Source organism: Marinibaculum pumilum, from assembly GCF_042646425.1.
Lineage (GTDB): Bacteria > Pseudomonadota > Alphaproteobacteria > Ferrovibrionales > Ferrovibrionaceae > Marinibaculum > Marinibaculum pumilum.
Map to the genome: position 1 here is coordinate 138,990 of NZ_JBHRTR010000027.1, position 19,838 is coordinate 158,827.

Annotated in this window: 20 protein-coding genes and 1 tRNA gene; 10 read left to right on the forward strand and 11 right to left on the reverse strand. The window is 70.2% G+C overall.

Annotated features, from left to right (window positions below):
• Nucleotides 1–13: 13 nt before the first annotated feature.
• Entirely contained in the window at nt 14–739 is a 726-nt protein-coding gene (locus ACFOGJ_RS12585; protein WP_379900842.1) for an alpha/beta hydrolase, read from the reverse strand.
• A gap of 163 nt (nt 740–902) precedes the next feature.
• Between ACFOGJ_RS12585 and ACFOGJ_RS12590 the strand changes: the two genes are divergently transcribed.
• Complete coding sequence (locus ACFOGJ_RS12590) at nt 903–1,928, forward strand: helix-turn-helix domain-containing protein (RefSeq protein WP_379900844.1); 1,026 nt, start codon at nt 903–905, stop codon at nt 1,926–1,928.
• Nucleotides 1,929–2,030: 102 nt separating this feature from the next.
• Nucleotides 2,031–2,107 (forward strand) — tRNA-Arg (locus ACFOGJ_RS12595).
• Between the two features lie 83 nt (nt 2,108–2,190).
• Here the strand turns inward: ACFOGJ_RS12595 and ACFOGJ_RS12600 are convergent.
• Complete coding sequence (locus ACFOGJ_RS12600; protein WP_379900846.1) at nt 2,191–3,117, reverse strand: AraC family transcriptional regulator; 927 nt, start codon at nt 3,115–3,117, stop codon at nt 2,191–2,193.
• 123 nt (nt 3,118–3,240) lie between these two features.
• Here ACFOGJ_RS12600 and ACFOGJ_RS12605 point away from each other — a divergent pair, with 123 nt between their 5' ends.
• Nucleotides 3,241–4,191 (forward strand): zinc-binding alcohol dehydrogenase family protein, encoded by a 951-nt coding sequence (locus ACFOGJ_RS12605; protein ID WP_379900848.1) that lies wholly within the window; start codon nt 3,241–3,243, stop codon nt 4,189–4,191.
• Nucleotides 4,192–4,413: 222 nt separating this feature from the next.
• On the opposite strand, the gene ACFOGJ_RS12610 is transcribed toward ACFOGJ_RS12605, so the two are convergent.
• From ACFOGJ_RS12610 to ACFOGJ_RS12625, 4 genes are all read right to left on the reverse strand, one after another.
• Complete coding sequence (locus tag ACFOGJ_RS12610) at nt 4,414–5,922, reverse strand: GMC family oxidoreductase (RefSeq protein ID WP_379900850.1); 1,509 nt, start codon at nt 5,920–5,922, stop codon at nt 4,414–4,416.
• A gap of 234 nt (nt 5,923–6,156) precedes the next feature.
• Nucleotides 6,157–6,954 (reverse strand): alpha/beta fold hydrolase, encoded by a 798-nt coding sequence (locus tag ACFOGJ_RS12615; protein ID WP_379900852.1) that lies wholly within the window; start codon nt 6,952–6,954, stop codon nt 6,157–6,159.
• Between the two features lie 56 nt (nt 6,955–7,010).
• On the reverse strand, nt 7,011–7,790 hold the full coding sequence (locus ACFOGJ_RS12620) for an SDR family oxidoreductase (protein ID WP_379900854.1): 780 nt from the start codon (nt 7,788–7,790) through the stop codon (nt 7,011–7,013).
• Nucleotides 7,787–8,104: a nuclear transport factor 2 family protein gene (locus ACFOGJ_RS12625; RefSeq protein ID WP_379900856.1), complete on the reverse strand. Its 318-nt coding sequence runs from the start codon at nt 8,102–8,104 to the stop codon at nt 7,787–7,789. The genes ACFOGJ_RS12620 and ACFOGJ_RS12625 overlap by 4 nt, the downstream gene beginning before the upstream one ends.
• 119 nt (nt 8,105–8,223) lie before the next feature.
• Here ACFOGJ_RS12625 and ACFOGJ_RS12630 point away from each other — a divergent pair, with 119 nt between their 5' ends.
• The 3 genes from ACFOGJ_RS12630 (at nt 8,224) to ACFOGJ_RS12640 (ending at nt 10,517) form a co-directional block, all read left to right on the forward strand.
• Nucleotides 8,224–9,129, forward strand: a complete 906-nt coding sequence (locus ACFOGJ_RS12630; protein ID WP_379900858.1) for a LysR family transcriptional regulator — start codon at nt 8,224–8,226, stop codon at nt 9,127–9,129.
• Between the two features lie 109 nt (nt 9,130–9,238).
• Nucleotides 9,239–9,631, forward strand: a complete 393-nt coding sequence (locus ACFOGJ_RS12635) for a dihydrofolate reductase family protein (RefSeq protein WP_379900860.1) — start codon at nt 9,239–9,241, stop codon at nt 9,629–9,631.
• A gap of 70 nt (nt 9,632–9,701) precedes the next feature.
• Nucleotides 9,702–10,517 (forward strand): alpha/beta fold hydrolase, encoded by an 816-nt coding sequence (locus ACFOGJ_RS12640; protein ID WP_379900862.1) that lies wholly within the window; start codon nt 9,702–9,704, stop codon nt 10,515–10,517.
• A gap of 91 nt (nt 10,518–10,608) precedes the next feature.
• On the opposite strand, the gene ACFOGJ_RS12645 is transcribed toward ACFOGJ_RS12640, so the two are convergent.
• Together ACFOGJ_RS12645 and ACFOGJ_RS12650 are read right to left on the reverse strand one after the other, a co-directional pair.
• The gene (locus tag ACFOGJ_RS12645) at nt 10,609–10,992 is read right to left on the reverse strand and encodes a hypothetical protein (protein ID WP_379900863.1); all 384 of its coding nucleotides are present in this window, start codon (nt 10,990–10,992) and stop codon (nt 10,609–10,611) included.
• Between the two features lie 103 nt (nt 10,993–11,095).
• On the reverse strand, nt 11,096–11,794 hold the full coding sequence (locus ACFOGJ_RS12650; RefSeq protein ID WP_379900866.1) for a pirin family protein: 699 nt from the start codon (nt 11,792–11,794) through the stop codon (nt 11,096–11,098).
• Between the two features lie 120 nt (nt 11,795–11,914).
• On the opposite strand from ACFOGJ_RS12650, the gene ACFOGJ_RS12655 reads away from it, so the two are divergent.
• Both ACFOGJ_RS12655 and ACFOGJ_RS12660 read left to right on the forward strand, forming a co-directional pair.
• On the forward strand, nt 11,915–12,844 hold the full coding sequence (locus tag ACFOGJ_RS12655) for a LysR family transcriptional regulator (protein WP_379900868.1): 930 nt from the start codon (nt 11,915–11,917) through the stop codon (nt 12,842–12,844).
• A gap of 189 nt (nt 12,845–13,033) precedes the next feature.
• A complete protein-coding gene (locus tag ACFOGJ_RS12660) occupies nt 13,034–13,252 on the forward strand; it encodes a hypothetical protein (RefSeq protein WP_379900871.1) in 219 nt (72 codons plus the stop codon).
• Nucleotides 13,253–13,350: 98 nt separating this feature from the next.
• Here ACFOGJ_RS12660 and ACFOGJ_RS12665 read toward each other — a convergent pair whose 3' ends face one another.
• The 3 genes from ACFOGJ_RS12665 to ACFOGJ_RS12675 form a co-directional block, all read right to left on the reverse strand.
• The gene (locus ACFOGJ_RS12665; protein WP_379900874.1) at nt 13,351–13,860 is read right to left on the reverse strand and encodes a DUF1801 domain-containing protein; all 510 of its coding nucleotides are present in this window, start codon (nt 13,858–13,860) and stop codon (nt 13,351–13,353) included.
• 158 nt (nt 13,861–14,018) lie between these two features.
• A complete protein-coding gene (locus ACFOGJ_RS12670; protein WP_379900877.1) occupies nt 14,019–16,478 on the reverse strand; it encodes an ATP-binding protein in 2,460 nt (819 codons plus the stop codon).
• A 33-nt stretch (nt 16,479–16,511) separates the two neighbouring features.
• Nucleotides 16,512–17,225: a response regulator transcription factor gene (locus ACFOGJ_RS12675; RefSeq protein WP_379900879.1), complete on the reverse strand. Its 714-nt coding sequence runs from the start codon at nt 17,223–17,225 to the stop codon at nt 16,512–16,514.
• Between the two features lie 238 nt (nt 17,226–17,463).
• Between ACFOGJ_RS12675 and ACFOGJ_RS12680 the strand changes: the two genes are divergently transcribed.
• Together ACFOGJ_RS12680 and ACFOGJ_RS12685 are read left to right on the forward strand one after the other, a co-directional pair.
• Nucleotides 17,464–18,081 carry a hypothetical protein gene (locus ACFOGJ_RS12680; protein WP_379900882.1) on the forward strand — a complete coding sequence of 206 codons (618 nt, stop codon included), beginning with the start codon at nt 17,464–17,466 and terminating at the stop codon, nt 18,079–18,081.
• Nucleotides 18,082–18,144: 63 nt separating this feature from the next.
• Nucleotides 18,145–19,821 carry a methyl-accepting chemotaxis protein gene (locus tag ACFOGJ_RS12685; RefSeq protein WP_379900885.1) on the forward strand — a complete coding sequence of 559 codons (1,677 nt, stop codon included), beginning with the start codon at nt 18,145–18,147 and terminating at the stop codon, nt 19,819–19,821.
• Nucleotides 19,822–19,838: the final 17 nt, after the last annotated feature.

Genomic DNA, 19,838 nt, shown 5'->3' on the forward strand with positions numbered 1-19,838 from the left:
GCCGGCGCTGCTGTCAGTCCCGGCCCGCCAGCATGATCTTCTCCGCCAGCAGCGCCGGGTCGGTGAAGCTCAGCTCATGACTGCCCGGGGTCTGGACCAGGCGGAACAGGCCCAGCTTCTCCGACAGCCGCGGATGCCATGTGGCGCTGTGCGGCAGGGCCGTGTCTTCCGTGCAGTTGATGTAGGACTTCGCCACCGGCATCTCCGCCGGATTCGCTTTCAGCGAAATGGCGTCGGTGAATGTGGCATAGGGATGCGGGTTCAGCCGCTCGTAGGCGCTCTGCGCCAGGTCCGCATCGGCATCGTTGATGAACGCCTCCCGCCAGATCGGGAAGGGCAGCATCACCGAATTGTCGTCGCTCTGGCCGGCGATCTGGTCGAACAGGGTGACATAGTGCGGCGGCACCATGTCGTTCAGCGCCTCGCCGTCGTTGGGCACGAAGGCGTTCCAGTAGACCAGGCGGCGCAGCCGCGCCATCTCGCGGTCGGCCACCCCGGTGATCACCATGCCGCCATAGCTGTGGCCCATCAGGACCACGTCGTTCAGGTCCTTCTCCGCCAGATAGTCGGTGATCGAGGCGATCGCCTCCGCCAGTCCGGTCCGCTTGCTGTCGCCCGGCCGGTTGCCGGCGATCGTCGGGCAATGCACCTCGTGCCCGGCGGCGCGGATCGGCGCCGCCACATCCTCCAGCAGCTCGCCGGTATGCCAGGCGCCATGCACCAGGACGTAGGTTCCCATCTCCGTCTCCCTTCTTCGCGTTTCCCCGCGGCGCCGGTGCCGTGCGTGGGATGGCCAGGCGCCGACCTGCCCCAGACTAGCAGCCGTCGCACCGTTGCGCCTTGACCGCGGGCGCAGGACTATTGACCCGCTGCGCAGGATCGCGGGCAGGGGAGGGACAAGGATGGTGGCCGGAACCGCCGCAGAACCGAAGGTCTGGGACACGCGGGAGGTGTGCGACGCCGAGGCCTTCGCCTATTACCGCGACGGCATCTGCGAGGCGTTCATGACACTGGTGCCGGAGCAGGACCGGCCGCAGGACCGGCCGTTCCGCGCACGGCTGGAGCACAGGCCGCTTACCGGCGGCGCTGCCCTCAACCGGGTCCGCGCCAGCGCCCACCTGGTGCGCCGCACGCGGGCGGAGATCGCCGCCGCCCCCGATGCCTGCTTCTACCTGAACCTGGAGACCCTGGGCGAATGCCGCATCGCGCAGGCGGGCGAGACGGTGACCCTGCGTGCCGGCGATGTCGGCCTGTTCTCCTCCGACGCGCCGTTCGACCTTGCCCATGGCCGGCCGGAACTGGGCGTCGCTTCGTTCTGGGTGCCGCGTACGGCCTTGGAGGACCGGCTGCCCGGCGGGCTCGACGACCGGCCGCACCTGGTCTCCGCCCATCCGGTGCTGGGCCCGCTGCTGCGGGAGACCGCACTGACCCTGGCGGAGGGCGCGGCCCATCTGGACGAGGCCGGCCGCGACCGGCTGTTCGCCATGCTGCTGGACCTGACCGCGATGGCCCTGGCCGACCCGGCCGGTGCAGGGGGCGGGGCCGGTGCGGGGGCCGGGGCGACGGGCCTGCGCGGCGACGGCCGCCGCGCCCGCCGCGACGCCCTGCATCTGGCCATCTGCCGCCACCTGGACCGGCATCTGGCCGATCCCGGCCTGTGCCTGGACCGGGTCGCCGCCGCCTTCGCCCTGTCGCGTCGCAGCCTGCAGGCGCTGTTCGCGGAGCGGGGCAGCAGCTTCAGCGCAGAACTGCAGCACCGCCGCCTGACCGCGGCCGCCGCCGCGCTGCGGGCGCCGGCCAGCGCACATCTGCCAATCGCCCATATCGCCCTGGCGGCAGGGTTCGCCGACCCGGCCCCGTTCAGCCGCGCCTTCAAGGCCCGCTACGGCACCACCCCCGGCGGCTGGCGCCGCGGCGAGGGCGGCTGACGGCGGCACCGAACCCGAAGATGCTGCGGATGGACGAACAGGCCACCCCGTGCTACACACCCGCTCCCGATCCGGGCCGCCCACGCCGCGGCCCGCACATGGGCGCCCGTAGCTCAGCTGGATAGAGCGCTGCCCTCCGAAGGCAGAGGTCACACGTTCGAATCGTGTCGGGCGCGCCATTCTTTTTGAGAGCATGAACTGCTCCTGCGCAGCAGTGTCACAGCCGCATCAGGCGATGCGGGACGCATGTGACCAGCAATCTTCAACCGTCAGCGATTCCTGCAGATGCTCTGGCGTATCGCCTCGGCGAGACCCCCATGGTGCGCCTGAACGCGGTGTTGAATGCATGCTCGGATGTGTAGCCGACGGTGGCGGCGACCTGCGCCACCGTATCGCGGCTGTGCAGAAGCCTCTCCGCGGCAAGCATCATCCGCCAGCGTGTGAGATATGCCATCGGTGTCACCCCTACACGTTCCGGAAACCGCTGGGCGAACGTGGACCGCGACATGCCGACCTGCCGTGCCAATTCCTGCAATGTCCAGGGAAAGGACGGATCGCGATGCATCGCAGCGATTCCCTTGCTCATTTGCGGGTCGGCCAGCGCCGCGAGCCATCCCGTTTCACCCTGAGAGCAATCGTCCAGATAGATGCGGAGCGCCTGCACCAGCATCATGTGGGAGAGATGCTGCGCGACCAGCGACGATCCCGGCCGCGCCTCCCTGAATTCCTGCATCATGAGTTCTATGCACCATCTCAGCTGCGCCTGCTCGCCTGATGTCTGCACCTGAATGAGAGGCGGAAGCGTCCGCAGCAGCAATTCGGCATGGCGTCCACTCACGTCGAAGCGACTGCCGACCAGAAAGACCTCCCCGCCGCCATTGTACGTGACGACTTCCCCGCTCCGGTTCGCGTCGAGCACCTCGCTCGCACGACGAGGCTCCGCCGCCGGGTCATTGCCGATGCAGACCTCCCGCCCGCTCGGCAGCACGAAGCATTCGCCGGCGTCCAGCCGAACCGGGGCGATGCCGCCACCCAGCGAGAGCCAGCAGCTGCCCTTGAGCACGGCATAGCATTTGATGCGGCCCGCCAGGTCATCCAGGGTCAGCGCCCAGTTGCCGCCAGCATCGAACCCCGCGGTTATGTAGCTCCGCGGTTTGAGCAGAGAGAGAACCTCTGAGAGTGGATCCATAAGGCACCCGGACGATCACGAACAAAATTCGGATCATTAGGTATAGATGGTCTACCGCGCCAGATCTATCACAGTCCGTGGAACGGCTTCGATCCGAGGCCGGAACGATCTGCGGGGATAAAGATGAAAGCAGCAGTTGTAAGGACGTTCGATGCAGCGCCGGAATTCGGCGATTTCGAGGAACCGGTCGCAAGCGAGAATGAAACGGTCGTCACCGTCGGAGCCGCTCCATTGAGCCCGATCGTCCGGGCATTGGCGGCAGGCAAGCATTATGCAAGCCATGGCGCCGCCGGTTTCGTGGCGGGAGTCGATGGCGTCGGTACCGACTCATTCGGCCGCCGCGTCTATTTCCTGTTTCCAAAAGCGCCCTTCGGCTCCATGGCCCAGAAGGCCCTCGTATCGAACAGCATGCTCGTCCCTGTGCCGGACGAACTCGCCGACGAGCAGGCCGCCGCAATCGCCACTGCAGGACTGGCGTCGTGGGTCGCGCTGACGCGCCGGGCGAGACTCCGGAACGGGGAAACCGTGCTTGTCACGGGCGCCAACGGGGCCGCGGGTCGTATGGCCCTACAGACTGCACGCCATCTGGGGGCCAGCAAGACGATCGCAGTCGCACGCACACACGCCAAGCTCCAGGGGCTCGATGCCGACGTGAAAATCGCCCTTAACGACAATGCCGACGCAGACCTGCGCGCCCGGTTCGACGAAGGAGTCGATATTGTCCTGGACTTCGTCTGGGGGGATCCGGCCTGTCGCATTCTAAAGGCCGCCGCCAGCAATCGCGGTACTCCTGTTGGCGCACCGCGATTGCGCTACGTCCAACTTGGAACCCTGGCGGGCGACGAAATTCCGCTGCGCGGCGACATGCTGCGTGGTTCTGGCTTGGAGCTGTTGGGCAGCGGTATCGGCAGCGTTTCCGTCGAGGACTTGCTGACGGGCGCCGGCGAATTGCTGGCTGCCTCCCCGGCAGCCGGTTTCGCACCGACGTTCCAAAGCCTGCCGCTCGACAGGCTGGCCGATGCCTGGAACGGGGATCCTGGGGTCAGATACATCCTTCAGCCGGGTCAGCATTGAGCAACCACGCAAAGAAGGCCGAGAGACATCCCTGGACCGCCAAGTCGGTCAGGGATGCAAGCTCAGGATCGCCGCGCGACCCGCGCCCGCGTGATCGGGTTGGCGAACGCAGCGACAACGTCCTGGATTGCCGGCCATTCCGGCCGTCCGGACAGCCGGGCGAAAACGACGGCAGAGGTATGGCAAGCTCTGCGCGGGCGGTCTCCCGCCCGCGCACAGGGGTCAGAGGCCGTGTGCCGCGCGGATCAACTCCGCGGCCCGCTCGCCGATGACGGCACAGGGGGCCTGGGTGTTTCCAGTCGTCACCCGCGGCATGATCGAGGCGTCGGCCAGCCGCAGCGCGTCGATGCCGTGAACCCGGAGGCTGCCGTCCACGACCGACATGTCGTCGCGGCCCATCCGGGCCGTGCAGCTCTGGTGCCAGTAGGTGACGGCCGCGTCCCGGATATAGCGGTCGCGGTCCTCGCCGTTCACCGGGCCCGGCATGACCTCGCCGCGAACGAAGGGCCGGAAGGCCGGGGCATTGCCCAGCTCGCGGCACAGCTCCACGCAGGCCGCCGCCGTGGTCGCGTCCCCGGCGTCGGACAGGAAGCCGGCATCGATCGCCAGCGGCGCGGCGGGATCGGCGCTCTGCAGGCGCAGCCGCCCGCGGCTTTCGGGGCGGGCCAGGCCCGCAAACATCGTCCAGCCATGTGCCGGCACGCCACGCGCCGCCGTCCGCTCGCTCGGCACCGGGAACTCCACCTGGCAGAACAGCAGGTCCGGCACCTCCAGCCCGGGCCGGCTCTTCCAGTACAATGTCGCCTCGCTGCCGCTGTTGCGGGGCGGCAGCGGCGCCGACAACTCCCAGGTGCAGCCGAAGGAGACATGGTCCTGCAGGTTCCGCCCGACGCCGGGCAGGTTGCGGACGACGGGGATGCCGACCCTCTCCAGCTCGGCCTGGTCGCCGATACCCGAATGCATCAGCACCTTCGGCGTCTGTATCGCGCCGAGCGACAGCACCACCTCCGTACCTGCGCCGATCACCATCGGCCGGCCGTCGTAAACGACCTCCACCCCCGTCGCGCGCCGGCCCTGGAAGACGACCCGTCGCACGAGCGCCCCGGTGAGAACGGTCAGGTTCGGCCGGTCCAGCCAGGGCCGGACATAGGCGCGATAGAGGGAATGACGCCGCCCGTCCCGCACCAGCATGTCGGTGATGGCGGCGCCCCCCGCCCCTTCCATCATGCGCCCGTTCGGATGATCGAAGACCGGGATGCCGTAGTCGCGCGCGGCGTCCAGCAGGGCCAGCGCAAGCGGGCTCGGGTCGGCCGCCGGCTGCACCCAGACCGGCCCGCCCGTGCCGCGGAATGCCGGGTCGGGCGCGCCCTGCCAGTCCTCGATCCGGCGATAGATGTCGAGCACGTTGGCATAGCCCCACTCGGGATCGCCCGACTCTGCGGCGAAGAAGTCCCAGTCGCTGCGATGTCCGCGGGCCCAGACCATGACGTTGATGCTCGAGCCGCCGCCAAGCCCCTTGCCCATCGACATCGGGATCTCGCGCCCGTCGATATGGGGGTTGGGCAGCGCCTGGAAACCCCAGTCGCGATCGCCGCCCAGGTTGGTCGGCCACAGGGCCGGGTCCAGGACCGCCTCGGCTTCGTCGCTGCCGCCGGCCTCGAGCAGCAGGACCTCGGCTGCGGGATTCTCCGCCAGGCGCCGGGGCGACCACCGAGCCGGCGGCGCCGGCACCGCATACGATGAAGTCGTAGCTGGGCCTGAGCGCGGCGGTCAGCCGCCTCTGGTTGTCACCGGCATGCCGGTCGCGCTCCACGCTTTCCGGCTGGTGATTGTCGTTCATGGATACAGCTTTCCTGTCCGGGCGGCCGGGCGGCGCCCTGGGGCACCGCCGGCAACGCCGCGGTTGCGTAGAATGGTGGGTGTCGGTGGCGCCGATCGGCGGGAGTCGGATCGGCGGCGATCCGGTCAGCGGGCGACGGCCCGCGACACGGTGCGCGCAGCCTGGTCGATCACGTCGGCCACGGCCTGCGGCTGGGTGAGGAACGGCACGTGGCTCGCCGCGACCTCGGTGACCCTGGCGCCGATGCGTTCGGCCTGCTGCGTCAGCAGGCGCGGCGCGATGGCGCGGTCCTGGGTCGCGACGATCGCCCAGCTCGGCTTCCTCCGCCAGGCGGCCTGGGTGAGCCGCGCGTCGAAGACCGCCATGTTGATCGGCACCTGGGAGTCGCGCAGGAAGGCCGCGTCCGCATCGGACGTGTCGCCGGCAAAACCGGCCTTGAACAGCTTCGTGTTGACGAAGCCGAAGCCGTCGCGGCCCGGTTCGATGACGAATTCCGGCGGCGGCGGGATCTCGGCGAACTGGTCGCCCGTGCTTTCGCCGACATCGGGGGCGAGGGCCGAGACATAGACCAGGCCGGCCACCCGCGGATCGACACCGGCCTCGGTGATCACCGCGCCGCCATAGGAATGGCCGACCAGGATGGTCGGGCCTTCCTGACGGGCCAGGACGCGGCGGGTGGCCTTCACGTCGTCCTCGAACGAGGTCAGCGGGTTCTGCACGACGGCGACCCGGTAGCCACGCGCGGTCAGGTCGTCATAGACGCCGCGCCAGCCCGAGCCGTCGGCGAAGGCGCCGTGAACGAGCACGACATTGCGGACGACCTGATCGTCGGGGATGCGGTCGCCGGGCTCGGCCTGCGCGCCGCCGGCGACGGCGAGAACCGCCATGGCCGCGGCGATCGTGCTGCGGAAGGGAGTGGTCATGATTCAATCCATCCGGTGCTGGAATTCGGTTGCGTTGCCGGTCGCAGGGATCGTCCTCAGGCGGTGGGAATCGTGCCGCCGTCGATGACGACCTCGGCGCCGGTGATGGTCGCGGCGCGGTCGGAGGCGAGGAACGCGACGAGGTTGGCCACTTCCTCTGGCGACGACGGCCGGCCGATCGGAATGCCGCCAAGCGCGTCCATGATGATGCGTTGGCCGCCTTCCAGGTCGGTGCCGGCCTCCCTGGCCAGCCGCTCCGCCAGCTGCACGGAGGCCTCGGTCCGGATCCAGCCCGGGGCCACGCGCACCACCCGCACCCCTTTGGGGGAAACCTCCTTGGAGAGGCTCTTGCTGTAGGTGGACAGCGCCGCCTTCGCGGCGGCGTAGGCGGTCGTCGCCTCCGGCAGCGGCAGGCTGGCCTGGATCGAGGTCACATGGATGACGGTGCCGCGCCCGCGCGCGACCATGGCGGGCAGCAGCGCCCGGTCCAGCCGAACGGCGGACATCAGGTTGAGGTCGAGCTCCGCCGCCCATTCGGCATCGCCGAGGGCCGCGAAGCCGCCGGGCGGGGCCGTCGAGCCGCCGAGCATGTGGACGAGGATGTCGATCTCGCCCAGGCGGTCGCGCGCCGCGGCGGCGAGGTCGGCACAGCCCTGCGCCGTCGTCAGGTCGGCGGCGACGAACATCGCCGCGGGCATGTCCGCCGGGCGCGACCGTGCCGTGGTCAGCACCTGCGCCCCGAGCTGCCGGAACAGCGCAACGGTCGCCGCACCCGTCCCCCTTGTGCCGGAGGTGACCAGCGCCCGCTTTCCCTGAAGCTGGAGAAAGTCGCTCATGCGCCGATCTCCAGCGCGGCGATCCGCCCGTCGTGGAGCCGGAACGCGAAGCTGAGCATGGCCGGGCTGCCGGGAAACCGTCCGGTGACCCGGCCGAGGACGATAGTCGTGCCGCCCTCCTCCGCGATCTCGCAGGGTTTGGAGCTGTGGCCGTAGGCCGCCTTGGCCGCCTGCCACCAGGCGGCGATGGCGTCGCGGCCGGCATGCGCCTTTCCTTCGTCCCTGACGGTGGCGTCCGGGGCGAAGGCGTCCGCGGGGAATGCGCCCTCGGCGGTCCGGTCTGCGTCGAAAAAGGCTTGGACAGGTGCTGGCATATTCATTTCCGTCTCCTGGGTTGAGTGCGTCCACTGCCAGCGATCTAAGCGTTGAAGGGAATCCCGATAAGTGGGACAAATCGGTATGTGTCATCACGAAAAACGGGATTAACAGCGGAATGTACCGGACCGGCCTCAACGATCTCGACGCCGTCGTCGCCGTCGCCCGCGAGGGATCGTTCCGCGGCGCGGCCCTGGCGCTGGGCATGTCGACCACGGCCCTGAGCAATGCCGTGGCGAAGCTGGAATCGGGCCTTGGGGTGCGCCTGTTCAACAGGACGACGCGCAGCGTCTCGCTGTCGGAGGCGGGCCGCGCCTTCGTCGAGCAGATCGCCCCGGCCCTGCAGGACATCCATGGCGCCATGGACGGCGCCCGTTCGCGGCAGGCGAAGCCGTCCGGGACCCTGCGCATCAACGCCTTCGCGGCAGGTGCGCGGGAGTTCATCTCGCCGCTGGTGTTCGCGTTCCTGCGCCGCCATCCCGAGGTGCATGTCGACCTGGTGACCGAGGGCCGGCTGGTCGACATCGTCGCCGACGGCTTCGACCTCGGTGTGCGCCGGGCGAACCTGGTTCCTGCCGACATGATCGCGGTGCCGCTCGGCCGGCCGCAGCGCCACGCCGTCGTCGGCAGCCCGGACTACATCATGCGACATGGCGAGCCGCGCACGCCGTCCGACCTCGCCGGGCATCGATGCGTCCGCATCCGCACCCCGGATGGCGCGCTGTACAGGTGGCATTTCGAGAAGCGCGGCGAGACGGCCCTGATCGACGTGACCGGCCCGATCACCCTGGACGAGGCCAGCCTTGCCCGCGCCGCGGTCCTGGAAGGTGTCGGCCTCGGCTTCTTCCTGGAGCAGGACGTGCGTGAGGATATAGCAGCCGGCCGCCTCAGGCGCGTGCTCGACGACTGGACGCCACCGCTTGGCGATCTCTGCCTCTACTATCCCGGCCGGCGCAATCCCTCCGCCGCCCTCAAGGCGTTCACCGGACTGGCCCGCGACCTCGCCAGGAAGGCGCGAACTTAGGGCGCGGGCCATGGCAAGCCGCGCGGAAGGAAGGGACGATGGCCAGGCGCGTGTTCGGCATGAACCAGTCGCTGGACGGCTATGGCGACCAGACGGCTATGGCGACCATATGGCCTTCGGTCCCGAATCCGCACTTTTCCACCGCTTCGTAGCGGAGGCCCGGGGGCCCGTCCGGCAGGCCTTCGCCGCGACGTGGCGGCGGCAGCCGAAGCGGGTGGTCTCCCGCTTCTTGACGTCGGTGGGCCCCAGCGCCACCCTCGTCGCGGGCGACCTCGGGGATGGGGTCCGCGCGCTGAAGGCCGGCTATGACGGCGAGATCGAGATCGCCGGCCCGGACCTGGACGGACCGCCCGGCCTGATCAACGAGTACCGGATCTACCTGCATCCGGTCGCACTGGGCCGGGGCAAGCCCCGCTTCACGGCGCCCGTGCCGCCGCTTCGCCCGGTGAGCCGTGAACGGATCGGCGGCGCGGTGGTCAGGCTCAGCTGCGTTCCGGCCTGATGCCGCAACAGGGCCGGCGGGCGATGCCGGGCCGGCACGCCGCCGGCGATCCCGGCAAGGGAGCACCGTCATGGGCGCGTGGGCGCTGGACGACAGTTTCGAGACCCGGGCGGGCAGCGTCGCTGCCGGTCGCACCGGCGACGGTCCCGACCTGGTGCTGGCGCATGGCTGGCCCTGGTCCTCCTTCTCCTGGCATCGGATCATCCCCGACCTGGCGCAGCGTTTCCGCGTGCACTGGTACGACATGCCCGGCTACGGGCGCTCGGCGAAAAGCGCCGGGCAGCGCACCTCGCTCGACGTGCAGGGCGAGGTGTTCGCCGAGATGCTGGACCATTGGGGGTTGTCGCGGCCGCGGGTGGTGGCGCATGACTTCGGCGGCGCCACGACGCTCCGGGCGCATCTGCTGCATAGCTGCGACTACGAAAAGCTGGTGCTGATGAACGTCGTCGCCATGCGGCCCTGGGGGTCGGATTTCTTCGACCATATGGGCCGGCATGTCGACGCCTTCCGCGGCCTGCCGCCGCATATCCACCGGGCGCTGGTGGAAGCCTATATCCGCGGCGCACTGGTGAACGAAATCCCGCAACCGGATTTTGACGGTCTCGCCGCCCCCTGGCTGGGCGGAGAAGGTGTCGACAGCTTCTACCGGCAGTTCGCCCAGGCCGACGAGCGCTACACCGCAGAGGTCGAACCGCTCTACGGCCATCTCCGCTGCCCGGTGCGGATCCTCTGGGGCGCGGAGGATCCCTGGATCCCGCTGGCGCGCGGGCAGGCGCTGCACGCGCTCATGCCAGAGGCTGGTTTCTCGACCCTGCCCCGGGTCGGTCACCTGCCGCAGCTGGAGGCGCCGGCGGCAGTGGTGGAGGTACTGCTCCGGTTCCTCTGACAGCGGAGCGCTGGAGGAAAGCGTCCAGGACGGCGGCCGCCTTGCTCCGACAGGCCGACGATCTTGTCCGCGGCCTTCCGCGGACCGGATCTCAGGACCGGCGCGCGACCCGCGGCAGGCCGAAGGCATCGAAGCGCCGCTCCGCCTCCGTCGGCGGCAGGTCCGGCCAAGTGTAGTAGCCGGGGCCCGGCCGGCGGTCGGCGGCGACCCCCGGCCATGCTGCGAGGGCGGACAGGGCACCCGCCTCCGCGCTGCCGATGCGGACCACCACCCTGTGCCGGCTTTCGGCCGCCTGCCCGGCGGTCGCTTCGGTCCGTCCCGGCCGCCCTGCCCTGACGCTGCCGGCCGGGTCGGCGGAAATCGCCGTCCAGCCCTGCCAGCCCAGCGCCTCGAACACCGCCTCCGCGCCATGCCGGCGCACCGGGCCGGTGGTAGCCGTCCATTCGCGGTCGCGCAGGTACCAGATATCCGCCATCGCTCCTCTCCGGCCGGCCGCGCAGCCGCACCCTGCGGCAGCGCCGGCACGGCGCGTCGTCGTCGCAGTCAACGACGACGCGCCGCTTGGCGTTCCAGTCCTGTCAGGCGGTATCGACCAGGATCAGTTCGCTGTCCTCCAGCGCGGTCACGGTGACCGTCTCCTGGTCGCGGATCGCCGCGCCGTCGCGGGCCCGGACCTCCACCTCGCCGAGCCGCACCGCGCCGGTCGCCGGCACCAGATAGGCGTGGCGGCCGGCACCGAGCGGATAGTCCAGGCTCTCGCCCGCGCGCAGGCTGGCTCCCACCACACGGGCATCGCTGCGGATCGGCAGCGCATCGCCATCATCGGCAAAGCCGCTGGCCAGGGTGACGAAGCGGCCGGCACGGTCGCCCTTCGGGAAGGGACGGGCGCCCCAGTCCGGGCTGCCGCCGCTTCTGGTCGGCAGGATCCAGATCTGGAAGATCTGCGTGACCTCGTCCTCCAGATTGTATTCGGAATGCACGATGCCGGTGCCGGCGCTCATCACCTGCACGTCGCCGGCCTCTGTGCGGCCCTTGTTGCCCAGATTGTCCTCGTGGCTGATCGCGCCCTGCCGGACATAGGTCACGATCTCCATGTCGCGGTGGGGATGCGGGGGAAAGCCGCTCTGCGGCGCGATGGTATCGTCGTTCCAGACCCGCAGACCGCCCCAGCCCATCCGGGCATCGTCATGATAGCCGGCGAACGAGAAATGATGCTTCGCGTCCAGCCAGCCATGGTTCTCGCCGCCCAGGCTGTCGAAGCTGCGCAGTTCGATCATGGCCGTCTCTCCTTCCGAAATGGGTGCCGCCATCGCTTTGGCGCTTGCCGGACAGATAGGCCCTGGGCGAATCTCAATAAACAGAAACAATCGAACAACACCGGTGAAAGAATTTTATCAATGAGTCTGCCCGACCTGACCGCCTGGGCGATCTTCGCCAAGGTGGCGGAAACCGGCTCCTTCGCCCGCGCGGCGGAAGCGCTGCAGCTTTCCAAGCCCACCGTGTCAAAGGCGATCGGCCGGCTGGAGGCGCGGCTGGGCGTGCCGCTGCTGCACCGCACCTCGCGCCGGCTCTCGCTGACCGAGAGCGGGCGCGGCGTCCTGGACCGGGCGCGCCGCATCCTGGCCGACGGCGAGGCGGCGGAGGCGGAGGCCGCGGCGCAGGCCGAGGTGCCGCAGGGCCGGGTGCGGCTGGCTCTGCCGATGTCGTTCGGCCTGCACCATGTCGCGCCGCTGCTGCCGGAGCTGCTGGACCGGCATCCCGCCCTGGCGGTGGAGATGGTGCTGAGCGACGCGGAGACGGACCTGGTGGCGGAGGGCGTCGATGTCGCGCTGCGGATCGCCAGCCTGGCGGATTCCGCGATCCGGGCGCGGCGGCTCTGCGCGGTGCGGCGGCCGCTGGTCGCCGCCCCGGCCTACCTGGAACGGGCCGGCCGGCCGCGCCATCCGCGCGACCTGGAGGGGCTGGCGGCGCTGACCTACACCAACCTGCGGCCGCCGGACCTGTGGCGCCTGCAGCACGATACCGAGGGGAGCCATGCCGTGACGCTTTCCGGCCGGCTGGCGGCGAACAATGCCGATGCCCTGATGCCCGCCCTGCTGGCCGGCGGCGGGATCGCCGCGCAGCCGGAATTCCTGGTCTGGCAGGAGCTGCGCGACGGCCGCCTGGAAGAGGTGCTGCCCGGCTGGCGCCTGCCCGACATCGCGCTGCACCTGCTGACCCCGCCGGGACGCAGCCGTCCGGCCCGGGTCCGGGTGGTGATCGACCATCTGGCACAGCGTCTCGCCCGGGCCCCCTGGGCCCGGAGCGGCCGGCCGCACGCGGCCTGACCCCGCGCCTGGCTGCGCTCCGTACTGCCGGCGGCCCGGTGCGGCGCAATGACGGATTGCGCCGCGCCGGACGGCCGGCCTATCCAACCGCCTGTTCCCGGGGCAGCCAGCCGCGCCCCTCCAGAAATCCCGTCGGCCGGGCCGCCCGCAGCAGGACGGGCCCGGCCTCCCGTCCAGAGAGGATCGCCGATGGCGAAGCGGATCTTCTTCGTCTGCCAGCCGCAGTTCAGCCTCCAGTCGGTGCGCTGCCTCTATTCCGAGCGGCGTCGCGACAGCCTTCGCGGCGACCCGCCGCGCTGTCCCACCCATGGGGCACCGCTGCTGCATGAGCCGCGCTACGACGGGATGGCGGAGGCCGAGGCCCGGGCCGCCCACCGCAAGGCCGAAACCGAGGCCGGGCGGGTCTGACCCGGCCGGAGCCCGATCCCGGCTGCCGATTCCGGGATCGCCGCTGTCGCCCGGATCAACGGTCGCGGGTCACCGGCCGGCCGAGGGGGCGATTCCGCTCAGGCCGACGGCCCACCCGGAAGCCCGCCCCGCTCTCCGGCGCGACGCCTGTTCCGGCGCCCGCCCCGCCGCCGGTCCAGGTGGTAGGTCAGGGCCATCGCGATGCAGCGGCGCAGTTCCGCTTCCGGCAGGCCCCCGTCGCGCGGGACCAGCACGGCGTGGCCGCCTTCGAAAGAGAGGGTGCCGCCGGGCAGCTGCCGGAAATCCGCGACCAGGGTGGTGCGGCAGTGGAACAGCAGGGCGCCGCGCTCCGGCCGTGCCGGCTTGCAGCCGATGCGCAGGGTGCTGCCCGCGCCGTTGGCGGCGGTGAGGTAGGCCGGCTCTCCCCATTTCAGGGTTTCGGTGAGCGGCCCGGCGACCGGGGTCGCGGCAGCGGTTTCCAGGATCAGCGCCCGCAGCGCAAGCAGCCGGGGCCGGACCTCCGCCGGGTAGCCCGCAAACACGGCCGCGACATCCTGCGGCATGTCCGGCGGCAGGGCGCCGTCCTGCCAGTCGGCGGCGTGTGCCATGACTCCGGCGCTGGCACCCATCGATCGCTTCCATTCCCGGCCGGTACCCCGCGCCCAAGACCCGATTGCGCCGCCCCTTGCCGCGCCAGGCCAGGACCCAGCCCCAGACAGGCTCCGCGCACCAGGCCGGCTCCCTCCCTCAGACCAGGGGTGCGGCTTCAGCCCGGCGTTCCGCGGTGCCAGTCGCGCAGGGCGTCGATGGCGCGGGCCGCAGCGTGGCGGATCGTGGCCCGATCGACACCCCCCTCGCCGCCGCGCAGCCGCTGCTCGGCGTCGCTGCACTGCCGGGCCAGTTCGATCAGGCCGACTGCGCCGGCGCTGCCGGCCAGGCTGTGCAGCGCATCGGCCAGGGGCTCGCCCGGCGCCGCACCGTCGATCGCGGCCAGCTGGCCGTCGACCCGGCCGAGGAAGCCGTCGATGATCCGCTGTACGGTGCCGCGGTCGGTCTGGTCGACGGCGGCGCCGAGGATGCCGGCATCGAACACCGGCAGCTCCGCCGCCGCGGCCCGCCGCGGCACCGGTTGGTGCCCGCCCTCTGCGCCGGAAAGGCGCAGGGTGTGGCGCGCCACGGCCTGCCGCAGGTCGCGCGGTCGGAACGGCTTCGCGAGATGGCCGTCGAAGCCGGCGCGATCGAGCGCCGCGATGGTTTCCGGCGTGATGCTGGCAGAGACCGCCACCAGCGGCAGCCGCGCGGCGGGTCCGGGCAGCGCCCGGATCCGCTCCGCCGTGGCAAAGCCGTCCATGCCCGGCATCCGAAGGTCCAGCAGAACCACGTCGAAGGCCGCAGCGGCGATGGCCGAGAGCGCGGCCTCGCCGCCGGTCACGGTGCGCACCTCGGCACCGGGCCGTTCCAGTGCCCGTGCCGCCACCAGGCGGTTCTCCTGGTTGTCGTCGACCACCAGGACCCGCACCCCGTCCAGCGCGCGCGCCGGGTCGGCAGCCGGGCCATCGCCGTCCGGCGGCCGGTCGCCCTGCAGGCATTCCAGCAGGCGCCGGCGGCCGACCGGATAGGTCTCCACCTGCACGCCCGGGCCGGCAAGCCGGTCATAGTCGGCGAAGCCGCCGCCCAGCGGCACGAGCAGCACCACCCGCCCGGCGATCGCCTGCGCCCGGCGGCACCAGTCCTGCGCCGCCGCGCGGCTGTCGCCGCCCAGCGGCAGAACGACGAGGGCGACCCGGCGCGCCGCCGCGCCGGCCGCATGGGCGGGATCTGCTCGGGCCGCATCGGGCCCGGCGGCATCAGAAACGTCCGGATCGTCGATCAGCCGGAGTTCGGCGCCGGCATGGACCAGGGTCGCGGCCAGGGCCTGCCGGGTGCGCGACGGCGGCCCGAGCAGGGTCATTTCCGTGTCGCATTCGAGGACCGGCGGGCTGCCGGCCTCCGTCGCCGGCAGAGCGAGGCGGAAGGCGCTGCCCTCGCCGGCGCGGCTGCGCAGGGTGATGCGCCCGCCCATCCGCTCCGCCAGCTGGCGCGAGATGGTCAGCCCCAGCCCGGTGCCGCCGGCCTCCCCCTGGTCGGCGCCGACCTGGGTGAAGCGCTCGAAGATCCGGCCATGATCGGCGGGGTCGATGCCGACGCCGGTATCGACCACGTCGAAGACCAGCTCGCGGCCGCCATCGCCGGCGACCAGGTCGACATCGACATGCACCCATCCCGCCTCGGTATAGCGCACGGCATTGCCGATCAGGTTCAGCAGGATCTGGCGCACCCGCGCCGGGTCGATGCGCGCCTGCGCCGGGACGCCGGGGCCGATCGTGCTGGCGATGTCGAGGCCCTTGCGGTGGGCCAGCGGCGCGACGGACTGCACCACCTCCTCCACGATATCCTCGACCGATGCCGGCACCGGTTGGATACGGATCCGTCCCGCCTCGATCCGGGACAGGTCCAGGATATCCTCGACGATGCCCAGAAGCGCCTTCGACGAGGTGGCGATGGCGCCCAGATAGCCCCTGTCGCTGCCGCCGCGCTCCGCCTCGATCATCAGGTCGGCCATGTTGATGACCGCGTTGAGCGGTGTCCGGATCTCGTGGCTCATCATCGACAGGAAGCGGCCCTTGGCCTCGTTCGCCTCCTCCGCGCGCCGCATCGCGGCGACCAGCTGGTCGTTCTTCGCGGCGAGGTCGGCGGTACGGGCGGCGACCCGATCCTCCAGCTCGCGGTTCAGCAGTGCGAGCTCGGCCTGGGTCCGCTCACGGCGCGTGACTTCCTCCGCCAGTGCCTGGTTGCGACGCTCCAAGTCACCGGTGCTGGGCAATGCCAGGACCCGGGGGATCAGCGGCCAGAGGGCGACCGCCGTGGCGACGGAGACCAGGGCCGTCACCACCTTCACCACCGCCTCGATGCCGTAGCTGCCGACCCATAGTGTCCAGATCCCCAGCAGGTGGGTCAGGCCGCAGCAGACGATGAAGGCGCCGAACAGGAACAGGACCCAGCGGAACTGGAACTCGCGCCGGCGCAGGGCAAACACCATCAGCACGGCCGGGATGGAGAAGTAGCTCGCCGCGATCAGGGCGTCCGAACCGGCATGCGCCCAGAACAGCAGCGGGTCCCAGAGCAGGCAATAGCCGTGCGGCATGTAGCCGTTGTCGAAGAGATGGTCCCAGATTGCACCCTGCATGTGCTGCTCCTGCGCAGATGCCGCGAAACCGCCCTAGAGGGATCTGGCGATCAGCCGATAGCCGTAGCCGTGCACGGTCTCGATCAGCGGCGCATTGTTGCCCAGATGCTCATGCAGCTTCAGCCGGGTCCGGTAGACCACCTTGTCCACCGCCCGGTCGGTGGCCTCGTCATCGCCGGACAGAAGCGCGATCAGCCGTTCCCGGTGCACCGGCCTGTCGCCGTTGCGGATCAGGGCCTCCAGCAGCCGGAACTCGCGGTCCGTCAGATGAACGTCGCCGCCATCGGCGAACGTCACCTTGCGGGCCAGCAGGTCGGCGGTCCAGCCCTCGAAGCGGTAGACCAGCGCCTCCTGGCTGCCATCCGGCGTGCGCAGCCTGCCGATGACGTTGCGCACCCGGGCGAGCAGCTCGCGCGGATGGATCGGCTTCTCCAGGAACTGGTCGGCGCCGCGCTCCAGGCCCGACAGCCGTTCGCCCTGATCCCGGCTGGAGGTGGCGACGATGATCCCGGCCGAGGTATTGGCCCGGATCTCGGGGATGGCGTCCAGCGCATTGCCGTCCGGCAGCCGCAGGTCCAGCAGCACGATGTCGTAGCGCGAGCGGCGAAGCTCGCGCCGCATTTCGGCGAGATTATCCGCAACCCGGGTCGCAAAGCCCGCGCTGACCAGGATCGCATCGTGCAGATCCCTGACCGTAGGCTCGTCCTCTACAAGGAGGATCCGCCCTTGCTCGGACTGTTCCGACACCTTCAACCGCCTCCGTGTCCGGCCCGCCAGTGTTGCCAGCCTGGAGCCACCTTCGGAGCCTCCGCCGGCACCGCCCGGCGGCCAATTCTCCAGGCAGTTCATATATCTCAAAGCTGGGACAAATTGCGTACTTCCTTGGGATAAGTATCCCGTAGTGTCCCCCCATGATCAATGCGATTGACCATGGCCATGGGGCATGCGGCCCCCTTTACGCCGCCAGGCGCACCGGTGCGGCGCGATGACGACCGCCCCCGCCAGCAGCCGAGTGACCCCGCTCCTGCTGCGGCAGCGCCTGACCGCGGACGGCGCCGCCCTGCAGGCGTTCCGGGCCTGGACCGGGGCCGCCAGCGGCACCCGGCTACCCAGCCTGCAGGATCTCGAACCGCTGCTCGCTTCCGGCCACAACGCCCAGTTCGGCATCGCCGATCTGATGCCGGCGCTGGGGCAGTTCAGGTACCGGGTCCTCGGCGCCGCTCTGGCCGCCCTTGCCGGGGCGGATTGCGCCGGCAGGATCGCCGGTGGCGCGGAGGATCCGTCGCCGGCGGGCCGGCTGGACCGCGCCGCCTTCCTGGAAAGCGCGTTCGGCGAGCGCATCGTCTTCAGTCGCCGGAAGATGCTCCGCGGCAGCGACGCAGGCAGGATTTTCGACCGCCTGGTCCTGCCGCTGCGCGGCGCCGGCAGGGGCATGGCCGCCGTCTTGTTCGCGCACCATGACGGGTCGGTCCCGCCGCACCGCCTCGCCGGTCCAGGCGATGCACATGACCGGCCGAAAGGCCATGACGAGGCCATCGAGGAACTGGAACGGGTCGCCCTTGCCTGGGTCGATTGCGCCCATGAGTTCCACAGATCCGCCTGAGGGCAGGCTCCGTAGATACGATCGTCTATTTCTTCTCCCTGATCACCACAGCGGAAAATCCCCATGCTCAACCTCGACCGCTCGGATCGCCGACTGCTGGCGGCAAAGCTGGCCGCCATCGGCCGCAGCCAGGCCATCATCGAATTCGCCCCTGACGGCACGATCCTGACGGCAAACGAGCACTTCCTGCGGACGATGGGCTACACCCTGGCGGAGATCCAGGGCGCGCATCACGGCATGTTTGTCGATCCGGCCGAGCGGGACAGCGCCGAATACCGCGCCTTCTGGGCGTCGCTGAAACGCGGGGAATACCAGGCGCAGAGTTTCCGCCGGCTGGCCAAAGGCGGCCGCGAAGTCTGGATCCAGGCGTCCTACAATCCCGTCCTGGACCGCAGGGGCGCGACGGTGTCGATCATCAAGATCGCCACCGACATCACCGACCAGACCCGCGAGTCCGCCGACCATCGGGGCCAGATCGCGGCAATCGCCAAGTCGCAGGCGGTCATCGAGTTCGAAATGGACGGCACGATCCGCTGGGCCAACGACAACTTCCTGAAGACGATGGGCTACGATCTGTCAGAGATCCAGGGCCGGCATCACAGCATTTTCGTCGCACCGGAAGAGCGGCAAAGCGCAGCCTACCGGACGTTCTGGGAATCGCTGGCCCGCGGCGAATTCCATGCGGGCGAGTATTGCCGCTTCGGCAAGGGCCGCAGGGAGGTCTGGATCCAGGCTACCTACAACCCGATATGCGACCTGGCGGGCCGTCCGTTCAAGGTGGTGAAATTCGCCTCCGACGTCACCGAGATGAAGCTGCGCTACGCCGACCATGCCGGCCAGATCGCGGCGATCGGCAAGTCGCAGGCGGTGATCGAGTTCGACCTCGACGGGACGATCCGCTGGGCAAACGACAATTTCCTGCAGGCAGTCGGCTATGCGCTGTCGGAGATCCAGGGCCGGCATCACCGGATGTTCGTCGCCCCGGAGGAGCGCGACAGTCCCGCCTATGCCGCCTTCTGGGACCGCCTGCGGGCCGGCAACTTCGAGTCCGGCGAATACAGCCGCATCGGCAAGGGCGGCCGGGAGATCTGGATCCAGGCCACCTACAACCCGATCCTCGATCTCAACGGCCGGCCGTTCAAGGTGGTCAAATATGCCTCCGACGTCACCCAGCAGGTGATCGCCCGTAAGCGCGCGCAGCATGTGCAGCAGATGATGGAATCGGTCGCCGCCGGATCGGAGCAGCTGAACGCCTCCGTCAGCGAGATCGCCTCAAGTATGGTCAAGTCGAAGTCCACCACCACCGAGGCCTTCAACCTGGTGATGAGCGCCCACGCGGCGACGGAGAAGCTGGCCAAGGCGACCAGGGCGATGGGCGGCATCGTGGACGTGATCAACGACATTACCGGCCAGATCAACCTGCTGGCGCTGAATGCCTCCATTGAATCCGCCCGCGCCGGCGCCGCCGGCAAGGGCTTCGCGGTGGTCGCCAGCGAGGTGAAGACCCTGGCCGGGCAGGCACGCAGCGCCACCGACCAGATCACCGGCGAGATCGAGGGCGTGCAGGCCGTCTCCGGCGAGGTGGTGGGCGCCCTCGATGCGATCCGCCACTCGATGCAGACGGTCCTCGAATACGTCACCTCGACCGCGTCCGCGGTGGAGGAGCAGAGCTCCGTCGCCAACGACATGTCCCAGAACATGCAGCAGGCGGCGGCCCAGGCGACCCGGATCGGCGCCTGAACAGACGGAAGAGAGGA

Bases quoted from the DNA above. Each gene is read 5' to 3' on its own strand.
- ACFOGJ_RS12680 (WP_379900882.1), top strand. From the start codon at position 17,464: ATGACGACCGCCCCCGCCAGCAGCCGAGTGACCCCGCTCCTGCTGCGG.
- ACFOGJ_RS12665 (WP_379900874.1), bottom strand. From the start codon at position 13,860: ATGGCACACGCCGCCGACTGGCAGGACGGCGCCCTGCCGCCGGACATG.
- ACFOGJ_RS12660 (WP_379900871.1), top strand. From the start codon at position 13,034: ATGGCGAAGCGGATCTTCTTCGTCTGCCAGCCGCAGTTCAGCCTCCAG.
- ACFOGJ_RS12630 (WP_379900858.1), top strand. From the start codon at position 8,224: ATGTACCGGACCGGCCTCAACGATCTCGACGCCGTCGTCGCCGTCGCC.
- ACFOGJ_RS12640 (WP_379900862.1), top strand. From the start codon at position 9,702: ATGGGCGCGTGGGCGCTGGACGACAGTTTCGAGACCCGGGCGGGCAGC.
- ACFOGJ_RS12650 (WP_379900866.1), bottom strand. From the start codon at position 11,794: ATGATCGAACTGCGCAGCTTCGACAGCCTGGGCGGCGAGAACCATGGC.
- ACFOGJ_RS12645 (WP_379900863.1), bottom strand. From the start codon at position 10,992: ATGGCGGATATCTGGTACCTGCGCGACCGCGAATGGACGGCTACCACC.
- ACFOGJ_RS12685 (WP_379900885.1), top strand. From the start codon at position 18,145: ATGCTCAACCTCGACCGCTCGGATCGCCGACTGCTGGCGGCAAAGCTG.
- ACFOGJ_RS12670 (WP_379900877.1), bottom strand. From the start codon at position 16,478: ATGCAGGGTGCAATCTGGGACCATCTCTTCGACAACGGCTACATGCCG.
- ACFOGJ_RS12585 (WP_379900842.1), bottom strand. From the start codon at position 739: ATGGGAACCTACGTCCTGGTGCATGGCGCCTGGCATACCGGCGAGCTG.
- ACFOGJ_RS12625 (WP_379900856.1), bottom strand. From the start codon at position 8,104: ATGCCAGCACCTGTCCAAGCCTTTTTCGACGCAGACCGGACCGCCGAG.
- ACFOGJ_RS12605 (WP_379900848.1), top strand. From the start codon at position 3,241: ATGAAAGCAGCAGTTGTAAGGACGTTCGATGCAGCGCCGGAATTCGGC.
- ACFOGJ_RS12655 (WP_379900868.1), top strand. From the start codon at position 11,915: ATGAGTCTGCCCGACCTGACCGCCTGGGCGATCTTCGCCAAGGTGGCG.
- ACFOGJ_RS12590 (WP_379900844.1), top strand. From the start codon at position 903: ATGGTGGCCGGAACCGCCGCAGAACCGAAGGTCTGGGACACGCGGGAG.
- ACFOGJ_RS12600 (WP_379900846.1), bottom strand. From the start codon at position 3,117: ATGGATCCACTCTCAGAGGTTCTCTCTCTGCTCAAACCGCGGAGCTAC.
- ACFOGJ_RS12615 (WP_379900852.1), bottom strand. From the start codon at position 6,954: ATGACCACTCCCTTCCGCAGCACGATCGCCGCGGCCATGGCGGTTCTC.
- ACFOGJ_RS12635 (WP_379900860.1), top strand. From the start codon at position 9,239: ATGGCCTTCGGTCCCGAATCCGCACTTTTCCACCGCTTCGTAGCGGAG.
- ACFOGJ_RS12620 (WP_379900854.1), bottom strand. From the start codon at position 7,790: ATGAGCGACTTTCTCCAGCTTCAGGGAAAGCGGGCGCTGGTCACCTCC.